This window comes from Chlamydiota bacterium (assembly GCA_016178055.1).
Classification (GTDB): Bacteria; Auribacterota; JACPWU01; order JACPWU01; family JACPWU01; genus JACOUC01.
In genome coordinates, this window is the sequence record JACOUC010000042.1 from 1 (window position 1) to 26369 (window position 26369).

Consider the following 26369-nt stretch of genomic DNA (forward strand, 5'->3'; position numbering starts at 1 on the left):
AATTCCCCTTACCGAAGCCACGGATCGTCCATCGCTTTTATATACCGTCAAAATTGAGTGAGGCTTACTGAAGAGCCGTATGCGGAAAATCCGCACGTACGGTTCCGTGAGGGGCATTGAAATATATGTCTACTCGACAAATAAAAAGCGAAAAGGCAGGCGAAATATGGCTGAGGATATTTTTAAAGTAGGGGCTGAGGGGATTGATGTTGAAAAGATCATGCAGCAAATTAGAGCTCGGATTGAGGAAAAGAAAAAAGCAGGGGTGTATGAGAAGTATGATCTTTCAGGAATCTCCAGGCTCGAGCTTGAAAACATGACGAAAGAGGAAGAGTTTTTAAACTATTATACCGAAATTCTTCAGAGAACCTGTGACATTGATATTTCAGATTTTCCTATTATCAATGAGGGAGGATTTCTTGGCAGAATTGAGGTTTTAGTTAAGAAAATTCTATGGAAGCTTCTTAAATTTTACACCTACCGTCTTTTTGCTCAGCAAAAGGAATTCAATTGTCAGGTAACGAATGCCTTCCTTTCTCTTCGCAAGGTGATGGATACAAGGTTTAAAGAGATGCATGAAAGGCTGGACCATATATCAAAAATCAAAAATCAAACATCAAAATGACATATCAAAATTCAAAAATTTCACAATGCTGTTGTGGAGTGGACATTTTAAATTTTACATTGTCATTTTGCATTTTGATTTTTGATTTTGAAAAGGAGCGAAGCGACTTTGGAAATTTCCCAATTTGTTCCCGGTTTTTTGGATGGTGATGCCATTTCAAATTATGCTGTCCAGCTTCAAAAAATCATTCAGGGCTGGGGTCTTGTTTCTCATATTTATGGGGTCAGCCGCCATGTACACAGCCTTGTTCCAGACCGATGCCTTGATGTAAGGACTTATCGAGCGGATGCCCGCAATATTGCGATTTACCATTTTTCCGTTGGATCTGAAATGACGGATTTTTTTATGAGGCTTCCAGAAAAAAAAGTTTTGATTTATCACAATGTGACCCCCCCTCAATATTTTCATGCCATATCAGAGGAAAAGGCCTCTGTCTTAAGAAAGGGAAGGGAAGAATTAAAAAAGTTAGCTAGCGTTCCGGATCTAAGTCTTGCGGTCTCCCCTTACAATGTTCAAGAATTAGGTGAAGCAGGTTTTAAAAATCCAAAAGTTTTTCCCCTTTTATTAAATTTAGAAGATTTAAATAGAATGCCTAATCCGAAAATCTTGAGACAATTTAAAAAGAAAACGCTCAATATTCTTTTTGTGGGACGGGTGGCGCCCAATAAAAAAATTGAGGATGTGATTTTGAGTTTTTATTACGTGAAAAAATTTTTGGAGCCCAAAGCTCGTCTTTTTATTGTCGGGGCCTTTGCAGGAATGGACCGATATCTGGCTTATTTAAGGGCTTTAGCGATTGAACTTGATCTTCAAGATATTTTTTTTCAAGGGCATGTGACCGAGAAAGATTTGGTGGCTTATTATCGCTTGGCCCATCTTTTCTTGTGCATGAGTGAGCATGAAGGATTCTGTATTCCTCTTTTAGAAGCCATGCATTTTAATGTCCCTGTGCTTGCCTTTGATGCGACGGGTGTTCCCGGAACACTGGGGGGAGCCGGTGTTCTTGTGAAAAGAAAGGAATACCCTGCTATTTCTGAAATGATCATGACGCTTTATAAAGATAAAAATTTTCGAGAGGCGGTGATTCAAAAACAGAAAGGGCGTTTAAAAGATTTTGATCGTGAACGTTGGGCACAAAAATTCAAGAGATTGTTAGAACCTTTATTTTCAAAGGTTAATCGATGAATCTATTAAATCCGCAATCCGCAATCCGCAATCCGCAATCTTTTAAGATCGCTTTTGTCATCCCACGCTATGAGATTGGAACCGCTGGAGGGGCTGAAATCCATGCGGCCGAGCTGGCTCATCGTCTGGCTCAAAGAGGACACAAAATCGAGGTTTTTACAACGTGTGCTCAGGACCATCACCTCTGGGAAAATGTGATGAGAGAAGGAGAGGAAGAAATAAAGGGCGTACGTGTTCATCGATTGAGTGCCGACACACGAGAAAATATTTTGCTTTTTTCTCATCTTCAAAGGAAGATGCATTTAAATATGCCTCTTTCTCAAGAAGAAGAACTTGCTTGGTTAAAAAACAGTGTTCATAGCGAAAAGCTTTATCAAACTCTTGAAGAGCGGACTCCAAGCTTTGATGGCGTTATTTTTATGCCTTATCTTTTTGGAATTACCTTTGAAGGAAGTCGGCACGTGGCTGACAAATTTATTTTGATTCCTTGTTTGCATGATGAACCCTTTGCGAAACTTTCGATCACTAAAGAAATGTTTGAGAGGGCCCGCTTCATTTTTTTTAACACTCAGCCTGAATCAGAATTAGCTCAGAGGCTTTACCTATTAAATTCTGATCGCTTAGCGTTAGTCGCACTTGGATTTGATGAATATTCTCAACCGTCAGGAGAACTTGCTTTTCGCCAAAGGTATGGTTTAGGAGACGCGCCTTACTTCATTTATGTGGGACGCTGGGAAAAGGGAAAGAATGTAGATTTGCTGATTCATTATTTTCGCCAATATTTTTTAAGCAGGAATGAGCGAAAATTAAAATTTGTCCTTTTAGGATCTGGAGATGTGGAAATTCCAGATGCCTTTAGCGAAAATATTCTTCCCTTGGGGTATATTTCCGTTGAGGATAAATGGAATGCGATTCGAGGTGCAACAGCCCTTTGTCAGCCCTCCCTGAATGAAAGTTTATCGATTGTGATCATGGAGGCCTGGTCCTTTAAAACGCCTGTCTTGGTTCATGAAAATTGTGCTGTTACAAAACATCATTGCGTTCAAAGCGGTGGAGGACTCTATTTTTCAAATTATTTTGAGTTTGAAGAAGCCATTGATTTTTTTCTAGATCATGATTCTCTTCGTCGCTTAATGGGCGAACGTGGATATCAGTACGTAAGAGAGCATTATTCATGGGAAAAGGTCTTGGACCGGTTTGAAACAGCGTTCGAGGCCTATCTTAAAGGGCGAGCAATTAAACAATGAGAATCCAAAAATCAAACATCAAAAATCTTGTCGGACAATGTAAAACTTAAAATGGCTCCTTTGCAATAGCGTTAGAAATTTTGGATTTTAGTATGTCATTTTGCATTTTGATTTTTGAATTTCAAATTGACTATAACAGGTGATTCAATGAAATTAGCCTTTATTATTCCCCGTTATCATGTTCCTCAGGCTGGGGGGGCAGAAATTTTAGTTGAAAACCTTGCTCGTGAATTGGTCAAGAAAGGTCATGAAATCGATGTTCTGACAACCCGTGCGCAAAGTCATCTTCAATGGAAGGATGAATTCCCTTCAGGTGAAGAATGGATCAATGGAGTTCGTGTTCATCGGTTTTCATTAGATGCTCAATTTCATTCAAATCAATTTGTGCGATTACAACAAAGAATTGAGAGGGGATGGCCCCTCAAGCCTCGTGAAGAAGAAATATGGATGAAAGGGAGCGTTCACTCTCAGGAGCTTTATCAGGTTTTAGAGAATGAAGGGAAAAAATGGGACGCCTTCATTTTCGCCCCTTATCTTTTTGGAATCACTTATGAGGGATTGAAGGTTGTTCCAAAAAAATCATTTTTGATTCCCTGCCTTCATCCAGAGCCTTATGCTGATTTAAAAATATTTAAGGAAATGTTTCAATATCCACGAGGTTTTCTCTTTAATTCTTATCCTGAAATGAAATTGGCAAAAAGGCTTTTTGGAATTTCGGACAACCACTGTGAGATCGTTGGAATGGGATTTTCGGATTCTATCTCGATGGGTAATGGCACGTTTCGTCAAAAGTTTGGGTTAGGAGAAACCCCCTTTTTACTTTATGCAGGTCGTCGGGAAAGAGGTAAAAATACCCCTCTTTTGATCCATTATTTTTCGACGTATGAAAAGCGTCATCCCGGTTCTCTTCTTCTTGTTCTTTTGGGCAGTGGAACAGTAGAGGAGCTTTCAATAAAAACAAATGTGATTCGCGATATTGGTTTTGTCGATCGCCAGGAAATGTTAAAGGCTTATCGCGAAGCTTGGGTGAGTTGTCAGCCTTCTCTCAATGAAAGTTTTTCGATTGTCCTCATGGAATCCTGGCTTGCGGGAACCCCTGTGATGGTCAATGAAAAATGTGAAGTGACACGGGATCATGTAGCGCGTTCCAAAGGGGGGCTCTGGTTTAATAATTATTTTGAATTTGAAGAAGGATTAGATTTCTTTCTCAAAAATGAGCATTTAAGAAAAGAGATGGGAGAAAATGGAAGAAAGTATGTTTTAGATTGTTTTAAATGGGATAATATTTTAAATCGATTTTTAGGGGCGATTCAAAAAGGGCTTCGTAAATGAAATTTGTTAAAAATTTTTACCATCGTGTTAAAAGCGAGAAATTTTTTAAATCAGGGTCTATTCTCTTTTTTTCAACCTCGATTGGAAATTTGGCAGCCTATTTCTATCAATTTGCCATGTCCCGTCTCATGAGGCCTGAAGATTTTGGGACCTTAAATAGTCTACTCTCCCTCTTTGCTATTGAGACAGTCCCCGTTACAGTGATTGGAATGGTCATTATCAAATACGTTTCCGGATTTTACGCACGTCAAGAAATGGGAAAATTGAAATTATTTTTAGTGAATTCTTTTAGAAATCTCTCTTTGCTGGGTTTTTTTTTAGCCATGCTTGTTTTTATGACTCGTTCCTATGTGGCTCATTTTCTAAAGTTAAATACCGTGACTCCGTTGTGGATTTTGGCTTTGATGATATCGGTCAGTTTTGTCATCCCTGTCGGAGGGGCTCTTCTTCAAGGGCTTCAGCTTTTTGGGCGTTTTGGAGGAGCCATGATCAGTACCGGACTTTTGCGTTTGGCGTTGGGGGTGTTTTTAGTGTGGCTAGGGTGGGGAGTGAATGGAGGTCTTTGGGCTAATTTTTTAGCCAGCTTTGCCCTGGCAATATTTTTTTACCAGCCCCTTCGAAAAATTTTAGAGGCGTCTTTTACCAAAAAAATTGAGAAGCATACCCGAGAAATTCTTTTATTCTCTCTTCCTGTAACGCTGGCCCTTTTAGGGAGTTCAGGTCTCATTAATTTAGATTTAATTTTAGTGAAACATTTTTTTTCTCCCTCTTTAGCAGGGCAATATGCCGCGGCGGTTATTTTAGGTCGGTCTATTTTTTACTTTCCGGGTGCTTTATCGATGGCCATGTACCCCATGATCAATGAGGCCGAGGCCCTTCAAAAAGATTCTTTTCACATCCTCAAAAAATGTTTAATATGGACGGCATTTCTCTCTGGAAGCGGACTTGTTCTTTTTATGATTGTTCCGGATTTTCTGATTAAAACACTTTTTGGGGCTCAATACACAGAGGCCTCTCACTTGCTTCCTCTTTATGCCTTGGCCATGCTTCCCTTGGCTCTTTCAAACATCTTTATCCAATTTAATCTGGCCTTGAGAAAATATGGATTTATTTATACGATTTTTGGAGCTTGCGTTTTAGAATGGGGGCTTATGGCTCTTTTCCATCAGAGTTTAGACGAGGTTTTGATCATTCTCAATGTTGTTGAGTGGGCCTTGGTAATGACGCTGTTTGTAATGGGTTTTCGAAAACGAGGGGTGCAAAATCTCCTAGAAATTTAATATTTGCATTACTAACGCATATTATTCTATAATATATGCGTTAGTAATGCAAAGTTAGGTTTCTGATATGGATAAGCCATTCCTGAAAAGTGTTATTGTCGATCAGCGTAAGCTGATGGAGGATACTTTTGGAACACAGAAGATCATTGAGCGAGAGGGACTTGAAGAGGCTCGGGGAGGCCTAAGACATCCTAATATTCTCCTTATTTCTGGCCTGAGGCGAGCGGGAAAGTCTTTTTTTTCACACGCCTTGGTAGGCGGTGGGCGGTATGGTTTTATTAATTTTGATGATGAACGTTTGATTGGTTTTGAGTCGAGTGATTTTAACCGGGTGCTCGAGATGTTTTATGAGCTGTACGGGGATCTTAAGTTTCTCCTCTTTGATGAAATACAGAATGTTTCAGGGTGGGAGCTTTTTATCAATCGGCTTCGTCCTAAATATCGGATCATTGTTACGGGGTCTAATGCGCATCTTTTGAGTTCTGAACTGGCAACACATTTAACAGGGCGATTCTTAACTCGTACGGTTTTTCCATTAAGCTTTAAAGAATTTTTGAGTTTGAATGGATTCGTGCCGGGGCCTGACTCATCCTATTCAACAAGGGAGAAGGGAACGATTGCATCTTTTTTTTCTCAATACTTGAATCAGGGGGGAATTTTTGAATTTTATAAATTTGGCAATGAATTCTTGCGAAACTTGTTTTCGAGCCTTATTACAAAAGACATTGTTTTTAGGCATCAGATTAAATATTCCGCTATTCTGCAAGAATTTGCCCTTCTCCTCATTAACTATTTCACAAATAAGCTTTCCCTAAACAAGATTGCAAAAAGTCTTGACCTAAAAAGTTCTCATACGGTAAAGGAATACTTAAAATACTTAGAAGACACATTTCTGATTTTCACAGTCAATAAATTTTCTTACAAGGTGAAGGAGCAATTTGCTACCCTTAAAAAGGTCTATGTGGTAGACAATGGATTCATCAGCGCGTTATCCCATAAATTTACAGAAGATCGTGGCTCTCTCCTTGAAAATCTTGTGGCCATTGAGCTCAAAAGAAGGGGTGCTCTTGAGCGTTTTGAACTCCTTTATTGGGATGATTACCGGCGGGAGTGTGATTTTATCCTCAAGAGAAGTCGTAAGATTTTTGCGGCTTTTCAAGTGTGTTCTGGACTGAATTTAAAGAATGAGGAAAGGAAAGTTGAAGGTTTGACGGGGGCCCTTGAAGCGTTTGGTTTGAAAGAAGGGCTCATTCTCACGGAAAGTGAGGAAGGTGAAATGACACGGGGGCATTTCAAAATTAAGATTATTCCGGTTTGGAAGTGGTTATTGGGTTTGTAAAATTTTGATGGCTTGAGAAGGATTAATCCTATGCAAGATTTTGAAGGAAAAATTTCTATTCTAATGCCCGCTTATAATGAGGCCAGTCACATTGGAAAAAATGTGTTGGAGACTTGTAAGGTGGTTGAAGAGATTGGTATTAAAAATTATGAAATTATTGTGATTGATGATGGGAGTCAAGACGGTACCTTCGAGGCTGCTTTAAAAGTGGCACAGGATGGGCGAGTGTTGGTAAATAGAGTTAGTAAAAATTGTGGTAAGGGGGATGCTCTAAAAAAGGGTTATGGTTTTGCGACGGGAGACCTGGTTGTTTTCTTAGACTCAGATTTAGATCTTCATCCTCGTCAGATCAGAATTCTTTATGATATCATGAAAGAGAATGATGCGGATGTTGTGGTAGGATCCAAGCGGCATGCGGCTTCTGTTTTACAAAAATATCCGAAAAGGCGCCGGTTCATCAGCTATTCCTATAATCTTATGGTTCGAATTCTCTTTGCCTCTCAAATCAGCGATACCCAAACAGGGTTGAAACTTTTTAAACGAGAGGTGTTGGATGATATCTTCCATAGGATTCTTGTCAAGCGTTTTGCTTTTGATGTTGAGCTCTTGATGGTGGCGCATCATTTAGGTTATAAAATCATGGATGCGCCAGTGGTTCTCGATTTTAATCGCCCGCACCGGATGGGGAGGGTGAGACTCGGGGATATACTGAGGACGTGGCAAGACACCCTGGCCGTTTTTTATCGGCTTTACGTGAGAAAATGGTATGTCAAGTCCAATCGGTCTTTGAACGAGAAGAATCATTGATGAGAGGGAAGAGAGGAAATCTATGCGTACGCTTGTGATTGGAGGAGCTGGTTTTATCGGCTCTAATCTTGCTTATGAACATTTGAAGAGAAGAGACGATGTAACCATTCTGGATAATTTCTCTCGTAAGGGGGCAGAATTAAATTTGAAATGGCTTAAATCTATTTCTCCTCATATGAAGGTGATAAGAGCGGACATTCGATATCATCAGAGTCAACTTGAAAAGGCTGTTTCAAAGGCCGATTTGATCTATCATATGGCAGCACAGGTCGCTGTGACGACCTCTGTTCAGGATCCTAGAATGGATTTTGAGATGAATGCTTTAGGGACCTTTAATGTATTAGAAGCGATTCGTAAGAAAGGTGAGGATCCAATCTTATTTTTTGCATCTACGAATAAGGTATACGGAAAGATGGAGGATCTATCCATTCATGAATCGGTGACGCGTTATCAATTTCCCGCTTCGTTAAAAAATGGGATTGATGAAAATCAAGGCCTCGATTTTTATTCTCCTTACGGCTGTTCAAAGGGAGCTGCAGATCAATATGTTTTAGATTATGCTCGAATTTATGGATTGAGAACAGTTGTATTTAGACAGTCCTGTATCTACGGGTCGAGGCAGTTTGGGATTGAAGACCAAGGATGGATCGCTTGGTTTATCATTGCGTTAGTGTTGAATAAACCCATTACCATTTACGGGGATGGGAAGCAGGTAAGGGATGTTTTGTATATTGAGGATCTTGTCCGTGCATTTCAGCTTGCAAGAAAGGCCATCAGTCGGACAAAGGGACAGGCATTTAATATCGGTGGGGGACCCCATTATACCTTGTCCGTATGGAAGGAGTTTTGCCCTATTCTAGAAAAAGTCATGGGAAAAAAGATCAAGGCATCCTATGATCAAGCCCGACCTGGTGACCAGTTGGTGTATGTTAGCAATATTAAGAAAGCCAAAAAGTATTTTGGATGGGAACCCCAAATTCCTGTAGAAAAGGGAATTCATCAATTGTATCGATGGGTTCTCGAAAATAAAAACTTACTTATGAAAATATTTTGATTTGAATGGATATCCTTATTTTTAATTGGAAAGATCTTGATCATCCAGAAGTAGGAGGAGCTGAGGTTATCACATTTGAGCTTGCAAGACGTCTAGTCCGAGATGGACATCATGTCACTTGGTTTTGTCAACATGTCAAAAACCTTCCGAGCGAAAGTGTTGTTTCGGGTATTAAGATTGTGAGAAGAGGAGGGACTTTATCGACTTACTTTTGTGGATACCGATACTATCGGTCACTTCATAAAAAACCAGATTTGGTGATTGACATGTTGAACACCCTCTTTTGGCAAACGCCTCTTTATGTGAGAGGTAATGTTTTCGCCTATGTCAATCAACTCGCACAAGAGGTTTTTTTCTATGAACTTCCCAAATGGATAGCGGCGGTGGCTTATTTTTTGGAACGGTTTCAATTCTTAAGTTATCGGCGGACCCCCTTCCTCTGTTATTCGAGAAGTACCCAGGGAGATTTGACCCAGGTGGGTATTCCTCTAAAAAATGTGAGGGTATTTCCCATGGGTTTAGACCACGAGCGATATCAACCTGGGGAAAAAGCAAGCTTTCCTCTCTTTCTTTGTGTGAGCCGTTTGGTTCGTATGAAGCGGGTGGACCTGTGTATTCATGCTATGCAAGAGCTGGTTCGAAAGCATCCTCAAGCGAAACTATGCATTATGGGATATGGCTATGAAAGGAAGAGATTAGAGAAAATTTGTCATGAATTATCTTTAAATGGGAATGTTTATTTTCATGATCAGGATGTTCTTTTTTTTGAGAAAAACAGTCGGGATCAAAAGGTTTTTCTCATGCAAAAGGCATGGGCATTGCTGATGCCCTCGGCAAAAGAAGGATGGGGAATGACGGTAACAGAGTCTGCTGCATGTGGGACCCCTGCAATTGTTTCAAGGGTCTCGGGATTGATTGATTCGGTGGTGGAAGGACGTACGGGAATTATTTTATCAAAAAATCCAACGTCGAAAGAGCTCTGTGAGGCCATGAGTCAAATCATCGAAGATGTTTCATTTCGAGAAACCCTTTCAAAAAATGCGATTGAGTGGAGTCAGAATTTTGAGTGGGAAAAAAGTTATCAAAACTTCAAAGAACTCATTATACAATAGGGTGTGTGAAGGTCTATGCAAGAACAAAAAACGGATTTTTTTGTCTCGGTCATTGTTCCCACGAGAAATTCAGCTTCTTTTTTAGAGCCGTGCTTGAAGAGTATTCGTGATCAGGCTTATCGATGTTTTGAGCTCATTGTTGTCGATAATTATTCAACGGATCGGACGTCTCAGATCGCTCAAAAATATGCCGATCAATTTTTAAAGAGAGGCCCTGAACGAAGTGCTCAGAGAAATTTTGGAGTTCGTCATTCGAAGGGAATGTATGTTCTCATCATAGATTCAGATATGATCTTGAATCCTAGAGTCATGGAGGGTTGTGTAGAAAGGGTGAGGAATGATTCTCGAGTGAGAGCAGTGGTGATTCCAGAGGTTTCTATCGGTGAAGGTTTTTGGGCAAAATGTAAGGCCCTTGAGAGGAGTTGCTATGTGGGAGACGATTCAATGGAGGCGGCAAGATTTTTTGATAAAGGGGTTTTTGAAGAACTGGGTGGGTATGATGAAAACATTCATGGTGGAGGAGAAGACTGGGATTTGCCAGAACGGGTTAAAGGGGTTGGACATGGAATAGGTCGTATTCCCTATTTCATTGAGCATATGGAAGGGAATTTGAGACTTTTTGAAACCATGAGGACAAAATATTATTATGGAAAGACAATCGGTTTATACATTCGTAAGCAGCCCGTGCATGCGAAACAGAAATTGCGACTGTTTCGTCCTGCTTTCTTTCGGCATCGATTGACACTATTACGTCATCCGATTCTTTCCTTAGGGATGATTTTTATGAAATTTTGTGAGTTCCTCGCAGGGGGTTTGGGATCTTTAAACTCAAGGGTGAAAGGGGTTCAGGGATGAGTGATTTTTGGAAGAATCAATCTGTTGTTGTGACAGGAGGAGGGGGTTTTCTAGGGACTCATGTCGTCAATCGCTTCATTCAAGAGGGTTGTAAAGATGTCTATTCTGTGAAATCATCCGAATATGATTTGCGGGATGGAGGAGACATTGTTCATCTTTTTCGCAAGACTCAGCCTGATTGTCTCATTCATTTAGCGGCGGTGGTGGGTGGCATTGGTGCCAATATGAAACATCCAGGAAAGTTTTTCTATGACAATGCCATGATGGGAATTCAACTCATTGAGCAAGCAAGGATTTTCAAAATCAAAAAGATAGTTCTTCTAGGTACGGTGTGTGCCTATCCAAAATTTACGCCGGTTCCATTTAGGGAAGAAAATCTTTGGAATGGATATCCAGAAGAAACCAATGCCCCTTATGGCTTAGCTAAGAAAATGTTGTTGGTTCAATCTCAGGCCTATCGACAAGAGTATGGATTGAATAGCATTTATCTATTGCCGGTCAATCTCTATGGTCCAGGCGATAACTTTGATTCGGAATCGTCTCATGTCATTCCAGCCTTGGTCAAAAAATGTTTGGAGGCCATTTCTGAGGAACGGGATGAAATAGGCGTTTGGGGAACGGGAAGCGCCTCGCGTGAATTCCTCTATGTTGAGGATGCGGCGGAGGGAATCGTTTTGGCTGCTGAAAAATATAACAAAGCTGGCCCTATCAACCTTGGGTCTGGAATGGAAATCACCATTAAGGATTTGATTTTTTTAATTGCAGAGTTAACCGGATTTAAAGGGAAAATTGTTTGGGATCATACGAAACCGAATGGGCAGCCCCGCCGCTCTCTGGAGATAAGCCAGGCTGAAAACGAATTTTCCTTTAAGGCAAAGACGCCGTTCCGTGAAGGGTTAAAAAGAACAATTGAATGGTACAGAAGTAAAATGGTTAATGAATCCATTGCAAAACCTTAATGTTGTGATCGTAAGTCATATAGCAACTTCAGGTCCTGCACATGACTTGAGGGATTATTTAATTCCCAAGGTCAAGCGCCTTATTTTTATAGGGCATCCGCTGTTATTTCTTCCTTCAACCCGTAAGAGCAGATCTTGCTGTGAAAAGTATGTGAATGGTAAAAGGACAAAATTAAGAAGGGCGCCGCTCTTCAAAGGACCGGAGTTACTCCTTTATTTAAAAGATTGCTTGTACAGTTTCTTTTGGGTTCTCTTGAGTGGGAAAAAATATGATCTTTGGATTGGTTTGGGAAATATCAATGCTTGGATGGGTTGGTTCTTAAAGAAAATAGGTGTGGTGAGGAGGGTTATTTTTTTTAGCATCGATTATGTGCCGGTGAGGTTTACCAATCAGTGGGTGAATAGGTTTTATCATTGGATTGATGGATGGGTTTATCGCTCGTGCGATTTCACTTGGAATCTCTCTGAGAGGATGATCGAAGCCCGTGAGAAAATTGGGCTTTGTCGAGAGGTCAAACATAAGGTGGTCCCCCACGGGGTTCATTTTGAAAGGATTCAGCGGTTACCCTTTGAAAAAATTCATCGCAATGAAATCGTTTTTATGGGAACGCTTCTTGAAAAGCAAGGGATTCAATATCTGATTCGGGCCCTGCCCCTGGTCCGTGATGTGATTTCAGAGGTGACCCTGACTGTCATAGGAGCAGGTCCTTATGAGAAGGATCTTAAGAAATTGGTTCAATCTCTCAATCTAAACGATCAGATCCATTTTCTCGGGTACATTGAAAATCATCAGGAGCTCGAGAATATATTGTGTCAAGGGGCGTTGGCCATCGCCCTCTATGAGACCCGCGATGGCAATTTTTCTTATTATGCAGATCCAGGGAAATTGAAAAATTATTTAGCTGCAGGACTTCCTGTCTTGATGACCGATGTGCCGTCCATTGCTCAGGAGATGGTCAGGAATCATTGTGGAATGATTGTTTCATTAAACAGCCCTGATATTGCTCAGGCGGTTATTCATCTTTTGAAGTCAGATGAGACTTTAAAAGGATATCGCAGGAATGCCATTCAGTTTGCTTCTCAGTACGAATGGAGTGAAGTTTTTAAGAAGGCATTCGAGTCTTGTTTTAAGGAGAATATATGACAGATGCAGAAGGCCTGTTAGAGTTTCGAAATCGTGTTTTGAAGAAGTCAGGTGTTTTAGACTTTCAAGGCGAAAGGGTTTTGGATTTAGGGTGTGGGGATGGATTAGACACCCATTTATTGTCGCGATCTTTTAAGGAATGTATTGGCTCTGACTTACAGGTCCATGAAGGATGGGGTGAGCGGGTCGGGAACCCCTCTTTAAAATTTTTGGTGGCGAATGCCCATCATCCCCCTCTGAAGAAATTTATGTTTGATGTTATTTTTATGAAGGATATTCTTCATCATTCGGGAGATCCAGAAAATGTTTTAAGAGGTCTTCAGTCTGTTGTGAAACCGGGGGGAGTTTTTGTGATTGTGGAGGCGAATCGATATAACCCTATTTTTTATGTACACATGACCCAAATGCTGGGTCATGATCATTTCACCAAGCGTTTTTTTAGAAGACTCATCCTAAAGGTTTTTCCAGAGGATGTTGTCTGCTTTAAAGAATTCGAGGCCCATTATTTTCCAACGCACAATCGAATCTTAAAAGCCTTGATTCAATTTTCTGAAACTGGATTGGAGCGAGCTCGGATCTTTAAGTCGTTTCTTTCTTATAATGCGGCGATTGTATCTTGTCGGGAATAGGAATGTTGAGTATGGAATCAGATCAGTTGCAGGTTTCTATTGTTGTCGTTAATTGGAACGGGAAAAGCCTGTTAGAAAAGTGCCTATCTTCCCTTTTTGAGGGGGATGATCAAAATTTTGAAATTATTTTTGTGGACAATGGCTCGGTGGATGGAAGCGTCGACTTTGTTGCGGGAAGATTTCCACAGATTAAGATTGTCAGAAATCAGAGTAATCTTGGGTTTGCAATAGCCAATAATATCGGCGCCCAAAATGCCTCAGGGGCTTTTTTATTATTTCTTAATAATGATACCATTGTTGAAAAGGATTTTCTTTCGAAGCTGATAGAAGGGATCAAAGATGAGGAAGAAGTAGCTGCCTGCCAACCTAAGATTAAGGTTTTAGGGCGTCCGACCTATCTAGATTCTGCAGGATCCTTTCCGACCCTAACAGGTTTTTTGCGGCACGATGGAATTCGTGAGGTGGATGTTGGGCAGTATGATCAGGTTAAAGAAATTTTTTCTCCAAAGGGGGCCTGTCTCTTGATTCGTAAAGATATCTTTCAAGCGGTGGGCGGATTTGACGAAGATTTTTTTTGCTATTTTGAAGAAACCGATCTTGCTTGGAGAATCTGGCTTTATGGATATAGAATCCTCTTAATTCCTCAGGCCGTGATCTATCATAAAGGGGGAGCGACCTCAGAAAAATTAGATTTTAGTTTTGTTCAGTATCACTCGAATAAGAACAGAATCAACTCCTACTTAAAAAACTTAAGTATTGCAAATTTACTCTGGCTCTTGCCACTTCATTTGACCCTTTACTTTTTTCTGATGGTGTACTCAGCCTTGTTTTTTAAATTTGATCGAGTGAGTGTCTTGATCAAGGCCCTTCTATGGAATTTCTTTGGTTTTTCAGCTACTTTGAAAAAAAGGCGTTTTGTACAAACTCAGGTGAGAAGACGTTCTGATGGTGAAGTTTTTAAGGGTAAGATGGCTTCTATTCCTTGGAAAGAGTATGGGAAGGGGGCTCTTTATTTTTTGAATCCAAAATTTTTTCGTGAATCATAAAGGTTAAACTCATGTCATTAGAACTCAATCTTACAAGGTCAGGAACGATGGAAAATAGATCAGAGCAAATCGCCTCGCTTTTAAAAAATACTTATGATATGGCCTTAAAAAGAAGGGCTGCCCGTCTTTTAAGTGGACTAGAGGTTTTTGAGGGGGCAAGGATTTTAGATTTGGGGTGTGGAGATGGTTTTTATCTTCACTTGCTTTCAGAATTGGGAAATTACGATTTATATGGAATCGATCCTGATGACAGGGCCTTGAAATCGGCAAAGAGAAATTTGGCAGATAAAAAGATCGATTTAAGGCAGGGAAAGATAGAAACCCTTCCTTACGAAGATCATTTTTTTGATCGAATCATTCTTTCAGAAGTGCTGGAGCATTTGCAGGACGATCGTTTAGGACTCAAGGATTGTTATCGAGTTTTGAAGCCTGGAGGAATCGTGATCGCAACCGTTCCTCATGCCCATTATCCCTTTTTCTGGGATCCCCTTAATAAATTCTTAGAAGTCTTCTTCAACTTTCATATTCGGAAGGGGTTTTTTTCAGGTTTTTGGTTTGATCATAAAAGGTTGTATCGTCCCGAAGAGTTGAGATCCATTTTCGAGAAGGAAAAATGGATTGTCTTGGAGCTTGTTAAGCTGACGCACTATTGTTTGCCTTTCAACCACTATCTCCTAAATATAGGGGCACGCTTGCTTCAGGGTCGTAAACTTCCTCAAAATCTTGCTCGCAGTGTTAGCAAGTTTGAGATAGAAGGTTCAGAGACAAAGGGGAAGAGGCTGATGGATTATGTAAGGGATTTTTTGATATGGGTTGACTCTTTTAATGACCGATTGACTCAACCTCATTCTGCTGTAGGCCTTTTTATCAAGTGTAAAAAGTAAGCCGTGTTTTAAACCCTAAAACCGAAATTGGCGCGTGAACCGAGACGCAAGAGCTTGAGCCAGATTGGCCTGAAGACAAGGTCCCCGAAGGGGGAAACGTAGGCATACATTGACAGATGTCTGTCGAGGCTTTCTGAAGGCCAAGGTGGCCAAGATCTTGCGTCGAATTCCGCGATCCAATTTCGGTTTTAGGGTTAAACCCTTCAATGAGATGAAGACCGCAAATATGACCCTTGAGCGATCCCCCAAAGGGATATTGATCCTAACTCCTTTTTTTAGCCCGAATGTTGGAGGGGCTGAAACCCACTTTGATGATCTTGTCATGGCTCTTGATAAGCGGGGTTATAAGATTTTTGTGCAGACCTATTCTCCTTTGACAACCGGGGGGATCCAGTGGCGCCCAAGAGAAGAGTGGGGCAATGTTTGCGTGAGGAGATATCGATGGTTTGGAAAGAATCTCTTCCATAAGATTGACAAGTACCCTTTTTTAGATTTTTTGTATTTGACTCCTTATTTGGCAATAAGGGCTTTTTTATTTATGCTGCAGAATCACTCAAAGATTGATGTGATTCATGCTCAAGGTCTCAACGCTGTTTTAATTGGATGGGTTCTCAAAAAGATATTTTCGAAGAAATTGATTGCAAGTACCCATGCGGTTTATGAACTTGACAAGGTTTCTAAAACAGCCAAAATCATTAAGGCAGTCCTTAACGGAGCGGATCAAGTGCTCTGTTTATCGAAGGCCTCAATGAGTGAGCTCGTTTCTTTTGGAATAGACCCCGACAAGCTGAGTTTGTTTAAATACTGGATTAACTTGGATGTTTTTAAACCTATGCCTAAAAAACAGGTGAGGGATGAGCTCAATTTAAAAGATCAATTTACTGTTTTGTTTGTAGGGAGATTGATCGAGAAAAAAGGTATAAAGGTCCTCATGGGGGTTGCAAAACAAATGAAGCAGATTCAGTTTATTTTTATTGGTACAGGGCCAGAGGAGAGGATGATTCAGACGGAGGCAGAACGATTTTCTCATATTTTATTTCGGGGGATGGTAGAAAATGTAAAATTGTGTGAGTACTACAATGCCGCAGATATTTTTTGCCTTCCCTCCCAATATGAAGAGGGTTTTGGTCGTGTAGGGATGGAAGCGGTTGCCTGTGGAATTCCTGTTGTCGGGGCTAATAAAGGGGGGATACCCGAGGCATTGGACAAGAGTGTTGCTCTTTTGGTGGAACCCACGGTGGAGGGTTTGCACAAGGCCATTGAAAGCCTCTATATCCACTCGGACCAATATTTGTCCCTCAAACAAAATTGTTCGGAATATGCCCATCGGAATTTTTCAGAAAATAATATAGCCCTTATTACAGAACATTATGAGAGATGTTAGGGTTTTAGATGGCTGGAAGGAGATTTTGGATTTTGTTGAAAAACAATCCCCGATTTGAAAATTTTTTTGTCCTTGGTTTACTTCTGGGTGCCTCAATCCTGTTTGTAATTCCCTTTTTTTGGTTTCACGATCCCTTTCTTTTTCTTTGGGGAGATGAGGGGGCGTTGTATTTTCTATCTCCACAAAGGTATATCGAGAAGGCCTTTTACTGTTGGTCTCATTATATTGCAGGGGTAGGGGCCCCAGATCCTTTTATGCCGTCAGCGCTTCCTTTTGCAAGCATCATCTGGTTACTGCAAAAAATCGGTTTGACCCCATCCCTATGTGAAAGGGCCTTTTGGGGGGGCACCCTTGCGGGGGCGTTTGTTTTTACTTCTCTTTTTTTGAGAGATATTTTTGGCCGTTTGAATCGTTTCACCGTATTTTTATGTTTTTTTAGCGGGATTGTTTTTTTGTTATCCGGAACGGTTATTTTGACGGATTGGACACAACTTTCGTTAGAAATCTATCTCTTAGTTGCATTTCCAGCCCTGATCTTTTTTTATTACAGATATTTAAAATGGGGAAAGATGTTATGGCTATTTTTGGGTAGCGGGATCGCTTTTTTCTTTTCCGTATCTCTTCAACAAGTTCCCTGGGTTGGAGGCTATATCATTGGCTGTTTCATCTTTATTCTAACCTATTGGTTTCTGGTATTAAAGAGCGAGGTGTCTCTCGTCCTTTTTGTTAGAAGGACCAGTGTTTATGGATTAAGTGTTTTGTGGGTGAATGGTTTTTGGATTTTTCCAGCTTGTGTTTCATGGTTCTTTCAGCCCCTCATGGGTGAAACGGGTGAGCATGTTGTCCAGGCTTCACATAACGTCCTTTTTCTGGCCGAGAGTTTGAATGTGGGTGATTATCTTTTGGGATTATTTCCTCAAAGATTTTTGATGCAGTTTTCTCAAATGCAAAATTTCCATTTTTGGATTTACCGCTGTAAATATCTTTTTACAATTATTCCTCTTTTGATCGGAATTGCTCACTGGGTTGCAAGAGGTCAGCAAAGAAAAATTCTTATTTCGCTATCCCTTCCATGCCTGTGTCTACTTTATTTTTCAACGGTGAACGTAGGCCCTGGGGGGGTGAAGATTTTTGTATGGCTGGTGGATCATATTCCAGGTTGGTTTATGTATAGAAATTTTTACAACAAATTTCCTTCTTCCCTTGCTTTTTTCTATGCCCTTTTGCTGGGTTATTCTCTTTTTGTCCTTGTCTCTAGATTTGGGTCGTGGGCTCGGGTGATTCAAGTAGGGGCATTTTGTCTATGGGGTGCTTTTTTGATTCGGTCGCTCCCTTTTATAAAGGGTGAAGTTGTCGAGCGGCGTATTCATGCGAACCGAAATGAAAGAACGGTCACTCTCTTCCCTCACTATTTTAAAGAGGCCTGCCAAGATTTGAATGGGTTTTCTCAAGGGGGTATTTTGTCTTTACCCCCTCTGCTTCAGACAGGTTGGGGCTTATATCGGTGGGGACAGGGATTTCAGGGGCATCACCCAGCATTTTTATTTTTGGATAAGCCCTTTTTTGATGATGGTTGGTCTTTCGGTCCCCTGGAGCTCTTTTTTAGAGAGGTGCTTAAGAAAGGTCGGTTAGATACCTTCAAGGACTTGTTACGCTGGCTAGATATTACCTGTGTTTGGTATCCTAAAGATTTTAATTTTTCTCATGCCAAATATCTTAACCTTATTCCCATCCCATCTTTTTTAAGGGAAAGGGGGGTCTTAAGATTCTTGAAAGCTCTTGCAGGAGAAATTCCTCTGGTGTTTAAGAATCGATCCATCCTCCTTTACTTAGACAAGTCAAAGAACATCGAAAAAATTTTTTTATCCAACATGTTTTTCCCGATATTGGGGAGAGGGGGTAAGTGTGAGGATTTTCTATTGAGACATTTGAGTTTAAAAAAATTGATTTGGCTCTATTTAGATCCAAGTATATGGAGAAAATGTGTCACATGGCCTGTGGAAAAATGGATGAGGATGAAGGGGAGCACTCTTTTAACAGACACCCTCAAACAGGATTATAGAGATTTTCTAGAGCGGAATGATCCTTTGAACAAAGATCGTTCAGAGTTTTTAGAAGGTTATCGGAAAATTAAAAGAGAATCTCGATCTTATGGATATATTGCATCAGTTGCTGAAGGGGATCGGCAGAAGAGTTTTTCTACAAGGAAAGGGAGGTTTATGCTGATGGCCTCCTTACGCAGGAAAACTTCTTTTCATCCAAAAACTTCAGGCGTGAAATTTTTTGAGTTCACCCCTTTTCTTTTGGGCGAAACAGGAGGTGTTTTACAGGATGACAAGAACATTGCCTTTGATGCTCGACACTGTGAGTTCAATTTTCACCGGTTGAAATCAGGCCTAGCCATTCAAGCCTATTTCGATGGACCTTTTTCTGAGGATGAGTATGTAAATCTTGGAATTTCTTTCTCTCAAAAATTGAAAAATAAACCTGTCCCTATCAACCTTAGAGATTTTCCCTATCTGGCTGTTGCGTACCGTGTCGCTCATCCAAGGTTTCAAAGAATCCAAGTAGCATTTCGGACTCATGAGGATTCCGGGAAAGGGGTGTTCATTGTTCCGGCCAAAAAATATGAAGAGGCTAGAGGGGCGGTGCACAAAACAGTTGTTATTGATTTGCTGAAAGCCGCTCAAGATGCCCTTCCTAATCGAAAGGACTATTTTTTGAATTCTGTTCATGTCTTGTGTCAAAAAATTGGGAGGAAGCGGGTTTCAAAGGATGTAGGGAAAGTTTATCCTTTTTTTATCTATCAGGTGGCCTTACTTCAAAATAGGCCGTTGATGCTTTATTCTCATTTTCCAAAAGGGCTGACCTCGACAGAGTCATTCTATGAGGAAAAGAAAGGAATTTTAATTCCTGTAGATATGGATCAAGGATATTTTTTGGATGGAAAAAATTTGGTTCGGGTGAAGAAAATTCATCGAGGAATCTCTTTGGAAAATTTAAAAGGAACAGATCTTTTTATTCGGAAAGAGGATTTAAAAAAGGCGTCGCAAGTGAAACATATTTTTCTGTGCTACAGATCCTCTAAAGATGCCCGTCTAGAAAGGGTGGAGGTTCCAAATTATTTTTTTGCTCATCTTGGCCGTGGATATCAGTGGATTATTCCATGGAGGGATGTTCCAAAGATAAAAGGGAATATAGAGGCGATTGAATTGGATGGAGGATCTTCCCTTCAACCTTTACGCTGGCGTTATAGGATTCAAGGTGTTGAACTGAGTCGGGGTCTTGTTCAGAGTGCAGAGGAAAATAGGGATCGACCCGAGGGGCCTCTTTTAGAACTGGACGGGAAAATATGGAGTTTTACGGGTAAAAATCCCGAAAACTTGACCTTTCACAAATTTGAGGGTCGGGAGATTGTTTTGGGTCCTATCGAGATGGAAGAAGGGATTCATCATTTAAAATTTTTCAAGAAAGGGCTTAATATTGAGACCATCGCGTTTTTCCCTGAGGAGATTTATCGCAACATGGAATCGGGTGTATTGAACGTTCCAAAAGTGGATTTTCACCAGATTGATCCTACACGGTATGAGGTCAGTATTGAAAATCTAGAACAGCCCTTTTGGTTGGTGCTCATGGAGAATTATAACGCAGGTTGGAAGGCTTTTGCCTGTAAGGACGGATTTCCTGGGTCGAATCGTTATCCTTTATTTCATCTTGTCAATGCGGTAAAAGAGTATAGAACAAAATTTGAAATCCCTGATCACATCAAGGTGAATAATTTTGCGAATGGTTGGTGGATTGATCCAAAAGGGTTCAATATGGACAATAATAATCATTCAGAATCTAAAAATTTGAAGCTGGTATTGGAGTTTATTCCGCAGAGGTATTTGGAACTGGGCCTCCTGATGGCAGGGGGTGTCTTGGCAGGGATTATGTTTTTCTTGTTAGGGGGTGTATGGATGAAACGGCATTCCTCGTCATCCACAAACAGAGATAGAACATAAGATAACGGGACAGGTTTTTAGAATATGGACAGGCCTCTTTTTAAAAAGACATTTTTTATCCTTGCTCATTGGATGCAAGGTCAGGCCATGAGCGGGGGAGACCGAATCTTTATTGAGTTAAGTAAAAGATGGTCGTCTCAATGGAAAATTAAATTTTTTGTTTCTTCGGAAGGGTGGAAGATTTGTCAAAGAGAAGGGTTGGGTGATTTTGACCATGAGATTTTGGTATCGGACCAATGGAATCGATTTGGATATCTGTTGAATTATCTTTATCGTACTTTGACGGCTATCTTCAAATTGCTAAAATGGAAAGTTGAAGAAGGTGATATCGTGTATTCCTCATCGGATTTTTGGCCAGATGCCTTGCCGGCCCTGATTCTTAAATTAAGATTTAAGGAGAAGGTGAGATGGATTGCGGGTTTTTATCTGGTCATGACCCCTCCCTGGCGTAAGGATTTCCCGTACAAAGGAAGAAGTAGGCTCATGGGCCTGTTTTACTGGTTAACCCAATGGCCTATTTTTTTGTGGGTGAAAAAATATTCTGATTGGGTTTTTGTGACGAGTGAGCCCGATGTCCCCAAATTTGTAACACCCAAGAGGGGCCTTGAGAACATTGTTGTGGTCAAGGGGGGCATTGATCAGCGTCCCTCAATGGAATATCTTTGTTCAGCGAGCGTTCGCCCTATCTCTAAAAGGAAATACGATGCCTGTTTCATAGGGCGATTTTACTATCCAAAGGGTGTGCTTGAATTGATGGATATTTGGCAAGAGGTTTGTAAGGCAAGGCCGAACGCAAGATTAGCTGTGATCGGTGTTGGTATTCTTGAGGGGAGGCTAAAAGAGAAGATTGAACGATTGGGTTTGAAAGAGAAAATTGATCTTTTGGGATTCAAAGATGGGGATGAAAAGTATGAAATTTTTAAGGAGAGCAAACTCGTCCTCCATCCTGCCATCTATGATAGCGGTGGAATGGCTGCTTGTGAAGCGATGGCATGGGGATTACCTGGAGTCAGCTTTGATTTAGAGGCTTTAAAGACCTATTATCCGAAGGGGATGTTAAAAACGCCTTGTTACGATTTGAAGAAATTTTCTGATCATATTCTTCTTTTATTAAATGACACCACGTTATATGAGAAAATGAAAGAAGAAGCCATTGTCTTGGCGAGAGAATGGGATTGGGATAAAAGGGCTGAGGAGATTTTAAAGAAAATAAGGAATCTTATACCATGAACTCCATTTCCGTGGCTTCAATTTCTCCTGAAATTTCTGTTGTGATTCCAAGTTTCAATCATCGGGGAGTCATTCAAACGATCGAATCGGTCTTGTCTCAAGACCCATCCAATTTTGAAATCATTGTTGTAGACAATTCGACGGATCCGACCCTTTGGCAGGTGTTGACAAAATCCTATGGTATCAACCAAAAGGTCAAGTTGATTAAACCAGAAAAAAATCTTGGGGTGACGGGAGGAAGGAATGTTGGACTTCACCATGCCTCTCAAGAAAGTCGCTATATTCTCTTTTTGGATCACGATATTCTTTTGGAGGCTCATGCCCTCAGTGCTTTAAAAAAGGCGGCCGAGTCGGATTTGAGAATCGGGATTGTGACGGGAAAGATTTTGTTTTCAGAAGATCCTGGTCAGGTCTGGTCTGCAGGGACTTCTATTAACTTGCTCACGGGGCAGATTCATTTTACGGGGGGTAAGGATCAGGGACAGTTTGAAGAAACAAAAGAGGTTCAGGTCGCTCCTTCGATTATTTTTACGAAGAAGAAGGTTTTAGAAAAGATAGGTGGATTTGATGATATTTTTTTTGCAGTTTATGAAGACACCGATTTTTGTTTTCGAGCGCATGATGCTGGATTCAAGGTCATTTATAGTCCTCAGGCACGTGCTTATCATAAAATTCCTTTAGAGGCCGAGGAATGGAAAAATAGGCTTCTTTCTCGTACCTACTATATTGGACGAAATCGAATTATTTTTATGAAGAGACACTCGCGGTATTTTAAATGGTTTTTGTTGCTGGTACCCGTGTATTTTTTTTATTATATGACTTTCTCTGTGAGATCTGGTAGATTTGACGGCATTAAAAATTTTTTGAAGGGGACTCTCTCGGGACTTCGTGTAGCGTTTGGAAATGTTAGAGTCAATACATAAAAAATCTGTAGGGGCTTAGATTCGTTTTAAGGGGGGCATCGTGCGAGTTCAAACGAAACCACAAGGGGGGAAGGCATTGTGGATCTGGCTTTTCTTGGGGATTCCACTCTTTTCTTACTTTGTTTTGAAGCCGACATTCAATCTTTCTCTCTATGGGGATGATTGGATGCAGCTTTATCAGATGTGGTTGTCTTTTGATGTCCGAAGAGACCTCTCATTTTTTTCGATTCATTCCTATTTGGGTCCCTATGCCCCTCAGTATTTCTTCTTAGGGGTTCTGCGCTATTTTTTTGGTTACGGGCCTACCGCCTATTTTGTGACTTCAGCGGTGTTAAGGATTTTGGCCACGTTTTCTTTGTATTTTTTTACTTGGGAATTCACGCGGAGTCAAAAGGCGAGTTTTTTTTCTACCTTGCTGTTTATGGTCTCATTTGCTGGGTTAGAGTCTACGGATTGGGTGTTTAACATGAATACGTACGCGGGGATTTTCTTTTTGAACTTTTCGCTTGTTTTCTATTTAAAAATGCGTGAATTGAAAAAAGGGTTATCATGGGACCATTTCTTTTTCTTGATCTTTTTTACCCTTGCCTTGGGCATCGTTCCTGTAAGAATGTCTGGGGCGGTTCCCTTTATTGTGATGAGCGATCTCTTTCTGTTGTGGGTTCGTGAGAAACGTCGTGCGGATCCATTTTTCTTAGGGAGAATTATTCCTGCAGCAGCTGTGTTTTTGTTGTTATACAGCCTGGGTAGTTTTGGGGACAGCAGTGGTAAAGAATGGATGGTTCAGAGGCTTCAAGAAAGACTGATCGATCCTGGATTAAAAGATTTTTTGTACTATCTTTTAGGGACATTGGGACATCTGTCTTTTCCAACAGCCTTAAATCTAGGCCGATGGAGTGAGTTAGGTAAGAGCATCCTTTTTACGACGGGTCTTGGATTATTCATTGCGTGGATGGCTCCTAAAAAAAGGCTTGCCTCTTCTTTGACTGTTGTTATTTTTAATTTGGTTTGGTTGTTTTGTGTCTATGCGATCAAGGCAAAAGAACTGGAGATGACACCCGCAGGTTTGTTTTCTATTTATGCGGGGGGTCAAGTGATTTTTTTGTCTCTCTTACTTTTTTCTCTCACCCAAAAAAAATTTCCAAACTTGGCCTATATGACGGGAGTAGCCCTCCTTTGGATCATTTCTTTTAGTGCTGTTTTTTGGTTGAATATTTCCTGCAACATCGAGCCAACCACTCGTTATTTCACAATGGGTTCTGTGGGATTTGCCATCCTTTTGGCCTCTTTTATAGGCTTGCTTTTGAAGTGTGCGCTTGCAATAGAAAAAAAGTTTTTAAGATATATCCTTTCAGCCGTACCGATGCTTGTCCTCAGTTTCTGGATCGTTTTGAATCTTCAGGCGAGTCGTCTCTATTTGGGAACCTTGGAACAGAATCGTAATAAAGTGATGGCTCAAGAAATTTGGGGTGATCTTTTAAAGAATGTTCCCCATTTGGATGAAAAAGGCCCGAGCGTATTTTACTTTACGTATAAAAATTTTTTTACCATCAATAACCTCTTGCTTTTTGGTTTTTGGCCACATGCAGGCCTGAGCTATGGAATCAAGGATGAACATCTAACACCCGTTCCCGTGATTGATTATCGTCAGTTGCTGCATCTTGTAAAGGATGGTTCTCCCTTGAAGGAAGTGCATGGTCGCCCTGCGATTCCAGTTCCGATATCCAGGGTTTATGCCTTTGATTTTAGAAATGGAAAGCTGGTGAACAAAACAGATGAGACCCGTGTGAGAGTGGTAGAAGATCTCAAGAAAGGTTTAATCAAATGAAAAGTTTACCCCTTGTTTCAATCATTATTCCAGCCTACAACGAAGAGAAAAACATTCGATCTGTTATTGAAGACACACTTCAACTAAAAACGCAATTTCCCTTGGAAATCATTGTTGTCGATGATGGATCTAAAGACGAAACAGCTGATGTTGCAAAATCGGCTGGAGCGGACCGGGTTATTTCTTATCCTAAAAATAAGGGGAAAGGTGGAGCATTCAGGATGGGGGTTGATGAAGCCAAAGGCGAGTATATCATCCAGATTGATGCAGATCATCAATTTCAACCCCATGAAATTCCCTTGCTGGTTGAGGCCTTACATCAAGGATATGATCTTGTCCTGGGGAGCAGGTTTAATCAAGGTAAGGTCGAAAAGGGTTCGGTGAAATGGGTCAATGTCTTTGGAAATTGGTTAATGTCCGCTACAACGACTTTCTTTTCTGGAATTAAGGTTACAGATATTATGGCCGGTTTTAAAGGGTTTAAAACGGAGGTAGCAAGAAAACTTGATTTGGTAACGTCCCATTTTGGCTATGAGGCGGAGATTATTGTTAAAGCGGGGAAGATGGGTTTTTCTGTTAAAGAGATTCCGATTACATACACCAAAAGGATTTTTGGAACGTCGGGGGTCAGTGCCATTCGAGATGGTTCGAAGGTTGCTTTTACAATTGCTAAAATGTATTTCACTTTTCCTGGACAGGTTGTGGGAAGAGGTGTTGTTGGAAAAAGGGTTTTAAAGGCTCTCACTTGGGCATGGTTGGTGATTGTTTTGCCGCTTTTAACAGCCTGGGTTCAAAAAGGGAAAGTCGGCAATCTTACTTATGCTGAACACTTGCTTTTTTCTCTTGCCTTCTTTTTTGTTGTTAGGCCCTTAACGGGGAGTCGGCTTGCTGCACTTGTCTCAAGTACTTTCTTGGCTGTCACACCCATTTTTGATTTAGGGGCGAATGCAACTCTGCCCCTGATCTTTTCAACTCCTCAATCGATCAAAACATTTTCATCTTTAATGCTTTCTGTAACGATCTGGATTTTACTCATGGGTTTTATGACTTTCTTTCTTCAGGATAGGAAATCTAAATTTTTAAGTGGATCGATTCTTTTAGGAACTGTTCTTCATTTGGCTTGTTGGGTTGTATCTCTTTGGATGCCGCTAACGTTCGCTGAATTATTAAATTTAGATTTTTCTCTTTTAGGGTTACTTTTAGCTTGGTATTTTTGGCCTTTGGGAAAACTTTTTGCAAGTTCTAATCTTTTAGCGTCTTTGATTATTCTGGCGGGAACGATTTCAGGAATTTCTTGGATCCATTTTTTGGGAGCATCCATTTTAGTGGGCACCCTTATTTCCAGCCTTTTTATAGAGCTTGTATCCTTTAGGATTAAAAAAACATCCCTTTTTTCCTTCGATCGGCTATTTCTGTTTCTCTTGTTAGGAGTGTTTACGATGCTCATTTTTTCATTTAAGCTTGCACCTTATATTTGATAGAGAAGGAGACGAAGAAACCCC

The 26369-nt window shown here is 40.6% G+C and carries 21 protein-coding genes; all 21 read left to right on the forward strand.

The features are described from left to right. Positions 1–166: 166 nt before the first annotated feature. The 21 genes from HYS07_06205 (at position 167) to HYS07_06305 (ending at position 26345) form a co-directional block, all read left to right on the forward strand. Positions 167–625 (forward strand): hypothetical protein, encoded by a 459-nt coding sequence (locus HYS07_06205; protein MBI1870765.1) that lies wholly within the window; start codon positions 167–169, stop codon positions 623–625. 108 nt (positions 626–733) lie between these two features. Next, on the forward strand, positions 734–1810 hold the full coding sequence (locus HYS07_06210; GenBank protein ID MBI1870766.1) for a glycosyltransferase family 4 protein: 1077 nt from the start codon (positions 734–736) through the stop codon (positions 1808–1810). Beyond that, positions 1807–3057 (forward strand): glycosyltransferase family 4 protein, encoded by a 1251-nt coding sequence (locus HYS07_06215; protein MBI1870767.1) that lies wholly within the window; start codon positions 1807–1809, stop codon positions 3055–3057. Before HYS07_06210 ends, HYS07_06215 begins: the two co-directional genes overlap by 4 nt. A 147-nt stretch (positions 3058–3204) precedes the next feature. Continuing rightward, positions 3205–4389, forward strand: a complete 1185-nt coding sequence (locus HYS07_06220; protein MBI1870768.1) for a glycosyltransferase family 4 protein — start codon at positions 3205–3207, stop codon at positions 4387–4389. Continuing rightward, positions 4386–5669 (forward strand): oligosaccharide flippase family protein, encoded by a 1284-nt coding sequence (locus tag HYS07_06225; protein ID MBI1870769.1) that lies wholly within the window; start codon positions 4386–4388, stop codon positions 5667–5669. The genes HYS07_06220 and HYS07_06225 overlap by 4 nt, the downstream gene beginning before the upstream one ends. 67 nt (positions 5670–5736) lie before the next feature. Beyond that, positions 5737–7008 (forward strand): ATP-binding protein, encoded by a 1272-nt coding sequence (locus tag HYS07_06230; GenBank protein MBI1870770.1) that lies wholly within the window; start codon positions 5737–5739, stop codon positions 7006–7008. A 30-nt stretch (positions 7009–7038) separates the two neighbouring features. Beyond that, positions 7039–7815 carry a glycosyltransferase gene (locus HYS07_06235; GenBank protein MBI1870771.1) on the forward strand — a complete coding sequence of 259 codons (777 nt, stop codon included), beginning with the start codon at positions 7039–7041 and terminating at the stop codon, positions 7813–7815. Between the two features lie 22 nt (positions 7816–7837). Next, positions 7838–8869: a GDP-mannose 4,6-dehydratase gene (locus tag HYS07_06240; protein MBI1870772.1), complete on the forward strand. Its 1032-nt coding sequence runs from the start codon at positions 7838–7840 to the stop codon at positions 8867–8869. Positions 8870–8874: 5 nt separating this feature from the next. Beyond that, a complete protein-coding gene (locus HYS07_06245; protein MBI1870773.1) occupies positions 8875–9981 on the forward strand; it encodes a glycosyltransferase family 4 protein in 1107 nt (368 codons plus the stop codon). A gap of 15 nt (positions 9982–9996) precedes the next feature. After that, complete coding sequence (locus HYS07_06250; GenBank protein MBI1870774.1) at positions 9997–10836, forward strand: glycosyltransferase family 2 protein; 840 nt, start codon at positions 9997–9999, stop codon at positions 10834–10836. Beyond that, positions 10833–11795, forward strand: a complete 963-nt coding sequence (locus HYS07_06255) for a GDP-L-fucose synthase (GenBank protein ID MBI1870775.1) — start codon at positions 10833–10835, stop codon at positions 11793–11795. Before HYS07_06250 ends, HYS07_06255 begins: the two co-directional genes overlap by 4 nt. Then, positions 11773–12939 carry a glycosyltransferase gene (locus tag HYS07_06260; protein ID MBI1870776.1) on the forward strand — a complete coding sequence of 389 codons (1167 nt, stop codon included), beginning with the start codon at positions 11773–11775 and terminating at the stop codon, positions 12937–12939. Before HYS07_06255 ends, HYS07_06260 begins: the two co-directional genes overlap by 23 nt. Beyond that, positions 12936–13568, forward strand: a complete 633-nt coding sequence (locus tag HYS07_06265; protein MBI1870777.1) for a class I SAM-dependent methyltransferase — start codon at positions 12936–12938, stop codon at positions 13566–13568. Before HYS07_06260 ends, HYS07_06265 begins: the two co-directional genes overlap by 4 nt. A gap of 11 nt (positions 13569–13579) precedes the next feature. Further along, positions 13580–14614 carry a glycosyltransferase family 2 protein gene (locus HYS07_06270; GenBank protein ID MBI1870778.1) on the forward strand — a complete coding sequence of 345 codons (1035 nt, stop codon included), beginning with the start codon at positions 13580–13582 and terminating at the stop codon, positions 14612–14614. A gap of 11 nt (positions 14615–14625) precedes the next feature. Continuing rightward, positions 14626–15498, forward strand: a complete 873-nt coding sequence (locus tag HYS07_06275; protein ID MBI1870779.1) for a class I SAM-dependent methyltransferase — start codon at positions 14626–14628, stop codon at positions 15496–15498. 109 nt (positions 15499–15607) lie between these two features. Next, positions 15608–16882, forward strand: coding sequence for a glycosyltransferase family 4 protein (locus tag HYS07_06280; GenBank protein MBI1870780.1), 1275 nt, complete (start codon positions 15608–15610; stop codon positions 16880–16882). Between the two features lie 164 nt (positions 16883–17046). Then, positions 17047–20886, forward strand: a complete 3840-nt coding sequence (locus HYS07_06285; GenBank protein MBI1870781.1) for a hypothetical protein — start codon at positions 17047–17049, stop codon at positions 20884–20886. A 24-nt stretch (positions 20887–20910) separates the two neighbouring features. Beyond that, positions 20911–22116, forward strand: a complete 1206-nt coding sequence (locus tag HYS07_06290) for a glycosyltransferase family 4 protein (protein MBI1870782.1) — start codon at positions 20911–20913, stop codon at positions 22114–22116. Further along, complete coding sequence (locus HYS07_06295) at positions 22113–23039, forward strand: glycosyltransferase family 2 protein (protein MBI1870783.1); 927 nt, start codon at positions 22113–22115, stop codon at positions 23037–23039. Before HYS07_06290 ends, HYS07_06295 begins: the two co-directional genes overlap by 4 nt. 40 nt (positions 23040–23079) lie before the next feature. Further along, positions 23080–24867: a hypothetical protein gene (locus HYS07_06300; GenBank protein MBI1870784.1), complete on the forward strand. Its 1788-nt coding sequence runs from the start codon at positions 23080–23082 to the stop codon at positions 24865–24867. Continuing rightward, on the forward strand, positions 24864–26345 hold the full coding sequence (locus HYS07_06305; protein ID MBI1870785.1) for a glycosyltransferase family 2 protein: 1482 nt from the start codon (positions 24864–24866) through the stop codon (positions 26343–26345). Before HYS07_06300 ends, HYS07_06305 begins: the two co-directional genes overlap by 4 nt. The last annotated feature ends 24 nt before the right edge of the window (positions 26346–26369 follow it).

What these genes read in the sequence shown, in the direction of transcription:
- HYS07_06205 (MBI1870765.1), top strand. Translation starts at nt 167, where the DNA reads ATGGCTGAGGATATTTTTAAAGTAGGGGCTGAGGGGATTGATGTTGAA.
- HYS07_06215 (MBI1870767.1), top strand. Translation starts at nt 1,807, where the DNA reads ATGAATCTATTAAATCCGCAATCCGCAATCCGCAATCCGCAATCTTTT.
- HYS07_06220 (MBI1870768.1), top strand. Translation starts at nt 3,205, where the DNA reads ATGAAATTAGCCTTTATTATTCCCCGTTATCATGTTCCTCAGGCTGGG.
- HYS07_06225 (MBI1870769.1), top strand. Translation starts at nt 4,386, where the DNA reads ATGAAATTTGTTAAAAATTTTTACCATCGTGTTAAAAGCGAGAAATTT.
- HYS07_06230 (MBI1870770.1), top strand. Translation starts at nt 5,737, where the DNA reads ATGGATAAGCCATTCCTGAAAAGTGTTATTGTCGATCAGCGTAAGCTG.
- HYS07_06235 (MBI1870771.1), top strand. Translation starts at nt 7,039, where the DNA reads ATGCAAGATTTTGAAGGAAAAATTTCTATTCTAATGCCCGCTTATAAT.
- HYS07_06240 (MBI1870772.1), top strand. Translation starts at nt 7,838, where the DNA reads ATGCGTACGCTTGTGATTGGAGGAGCTGGTTTTATCGGCTCTAATCTT.
- HYS07_06245 (MBI1870773.1), top strand. Translation starts at nt 8,875, where the DNA reads ATGGATATCCTTATTTTTAATTGGAAAGATCTTGATCATCCAGAAGTA.
- HYS07_06250 (MBI1870774.1), top strand. Translation starts at nt 9,997, where the DNA reads ATGCAAGAACAAAAAACGGATTTTTTTGTCTCGGTCATTGTTCCCACG.
- HYS07_06255 (MBI1870775.1), top strand. Translation starts at nt 10,833, where the DNA reads ATGAGTGATTTTTGGAAGAATCAATCTGTTGTTGTGACAGGAGGAGGG.
- HYS07_06260 (MBI1870776.1), top strand. Translation starts at nt 11,773, where the DNA reads ATGAATCCATTGCAAAACCTTAATGTTGTGATCGTAAGTCATATAGCA.
- HYS07_06265 (MBI1870777.1), top strand. Translation starts at nt 12,936, where the DNA reads ATGACAGATGCAGAAGGCCTGTTAGAGTTTCGAAATCGTGTTTTGAAG.
- HYS07_06270 (MBI1870778.1), top strand. Translation starts at nt 13,580, where the DNA reads ATGGAATCAGATCAGTTGCAGGTTTCTATTGTTGTCGTTAATTGGAAC.
- HYS07_06275 (MBI1870779.1), top strand. Translation starts at nt 14,626, where the DNA reads ATGTCATTAGAACTCAATCTTACAAGGTCAGGAACGATGGAAAATAGA.
- HYS07_06290 (MBI1870782.1), top strand. Translation starts at nt 20,911, where the DNA reads ATGGACAGGCCTCTTTTTAAAAAGACATTTTTTATCCTTGCTCATTGG.
- HYS07_06295 (MBI1870783.1), top strand. Translation starts at nt 22,113, where the DNA reads ATGAACTCCATTTCCGTGGCTTCAATTTCTCCTGAAATTTCTGTTGTG.
- HYS07_06305 (MBI1870785.1), top strand. Translation starts at nt 24,864, where the DNA reads ATGAAAAGTTTACCCCTTGTTTCAATCATTATTCCAGCCTACAACGAA.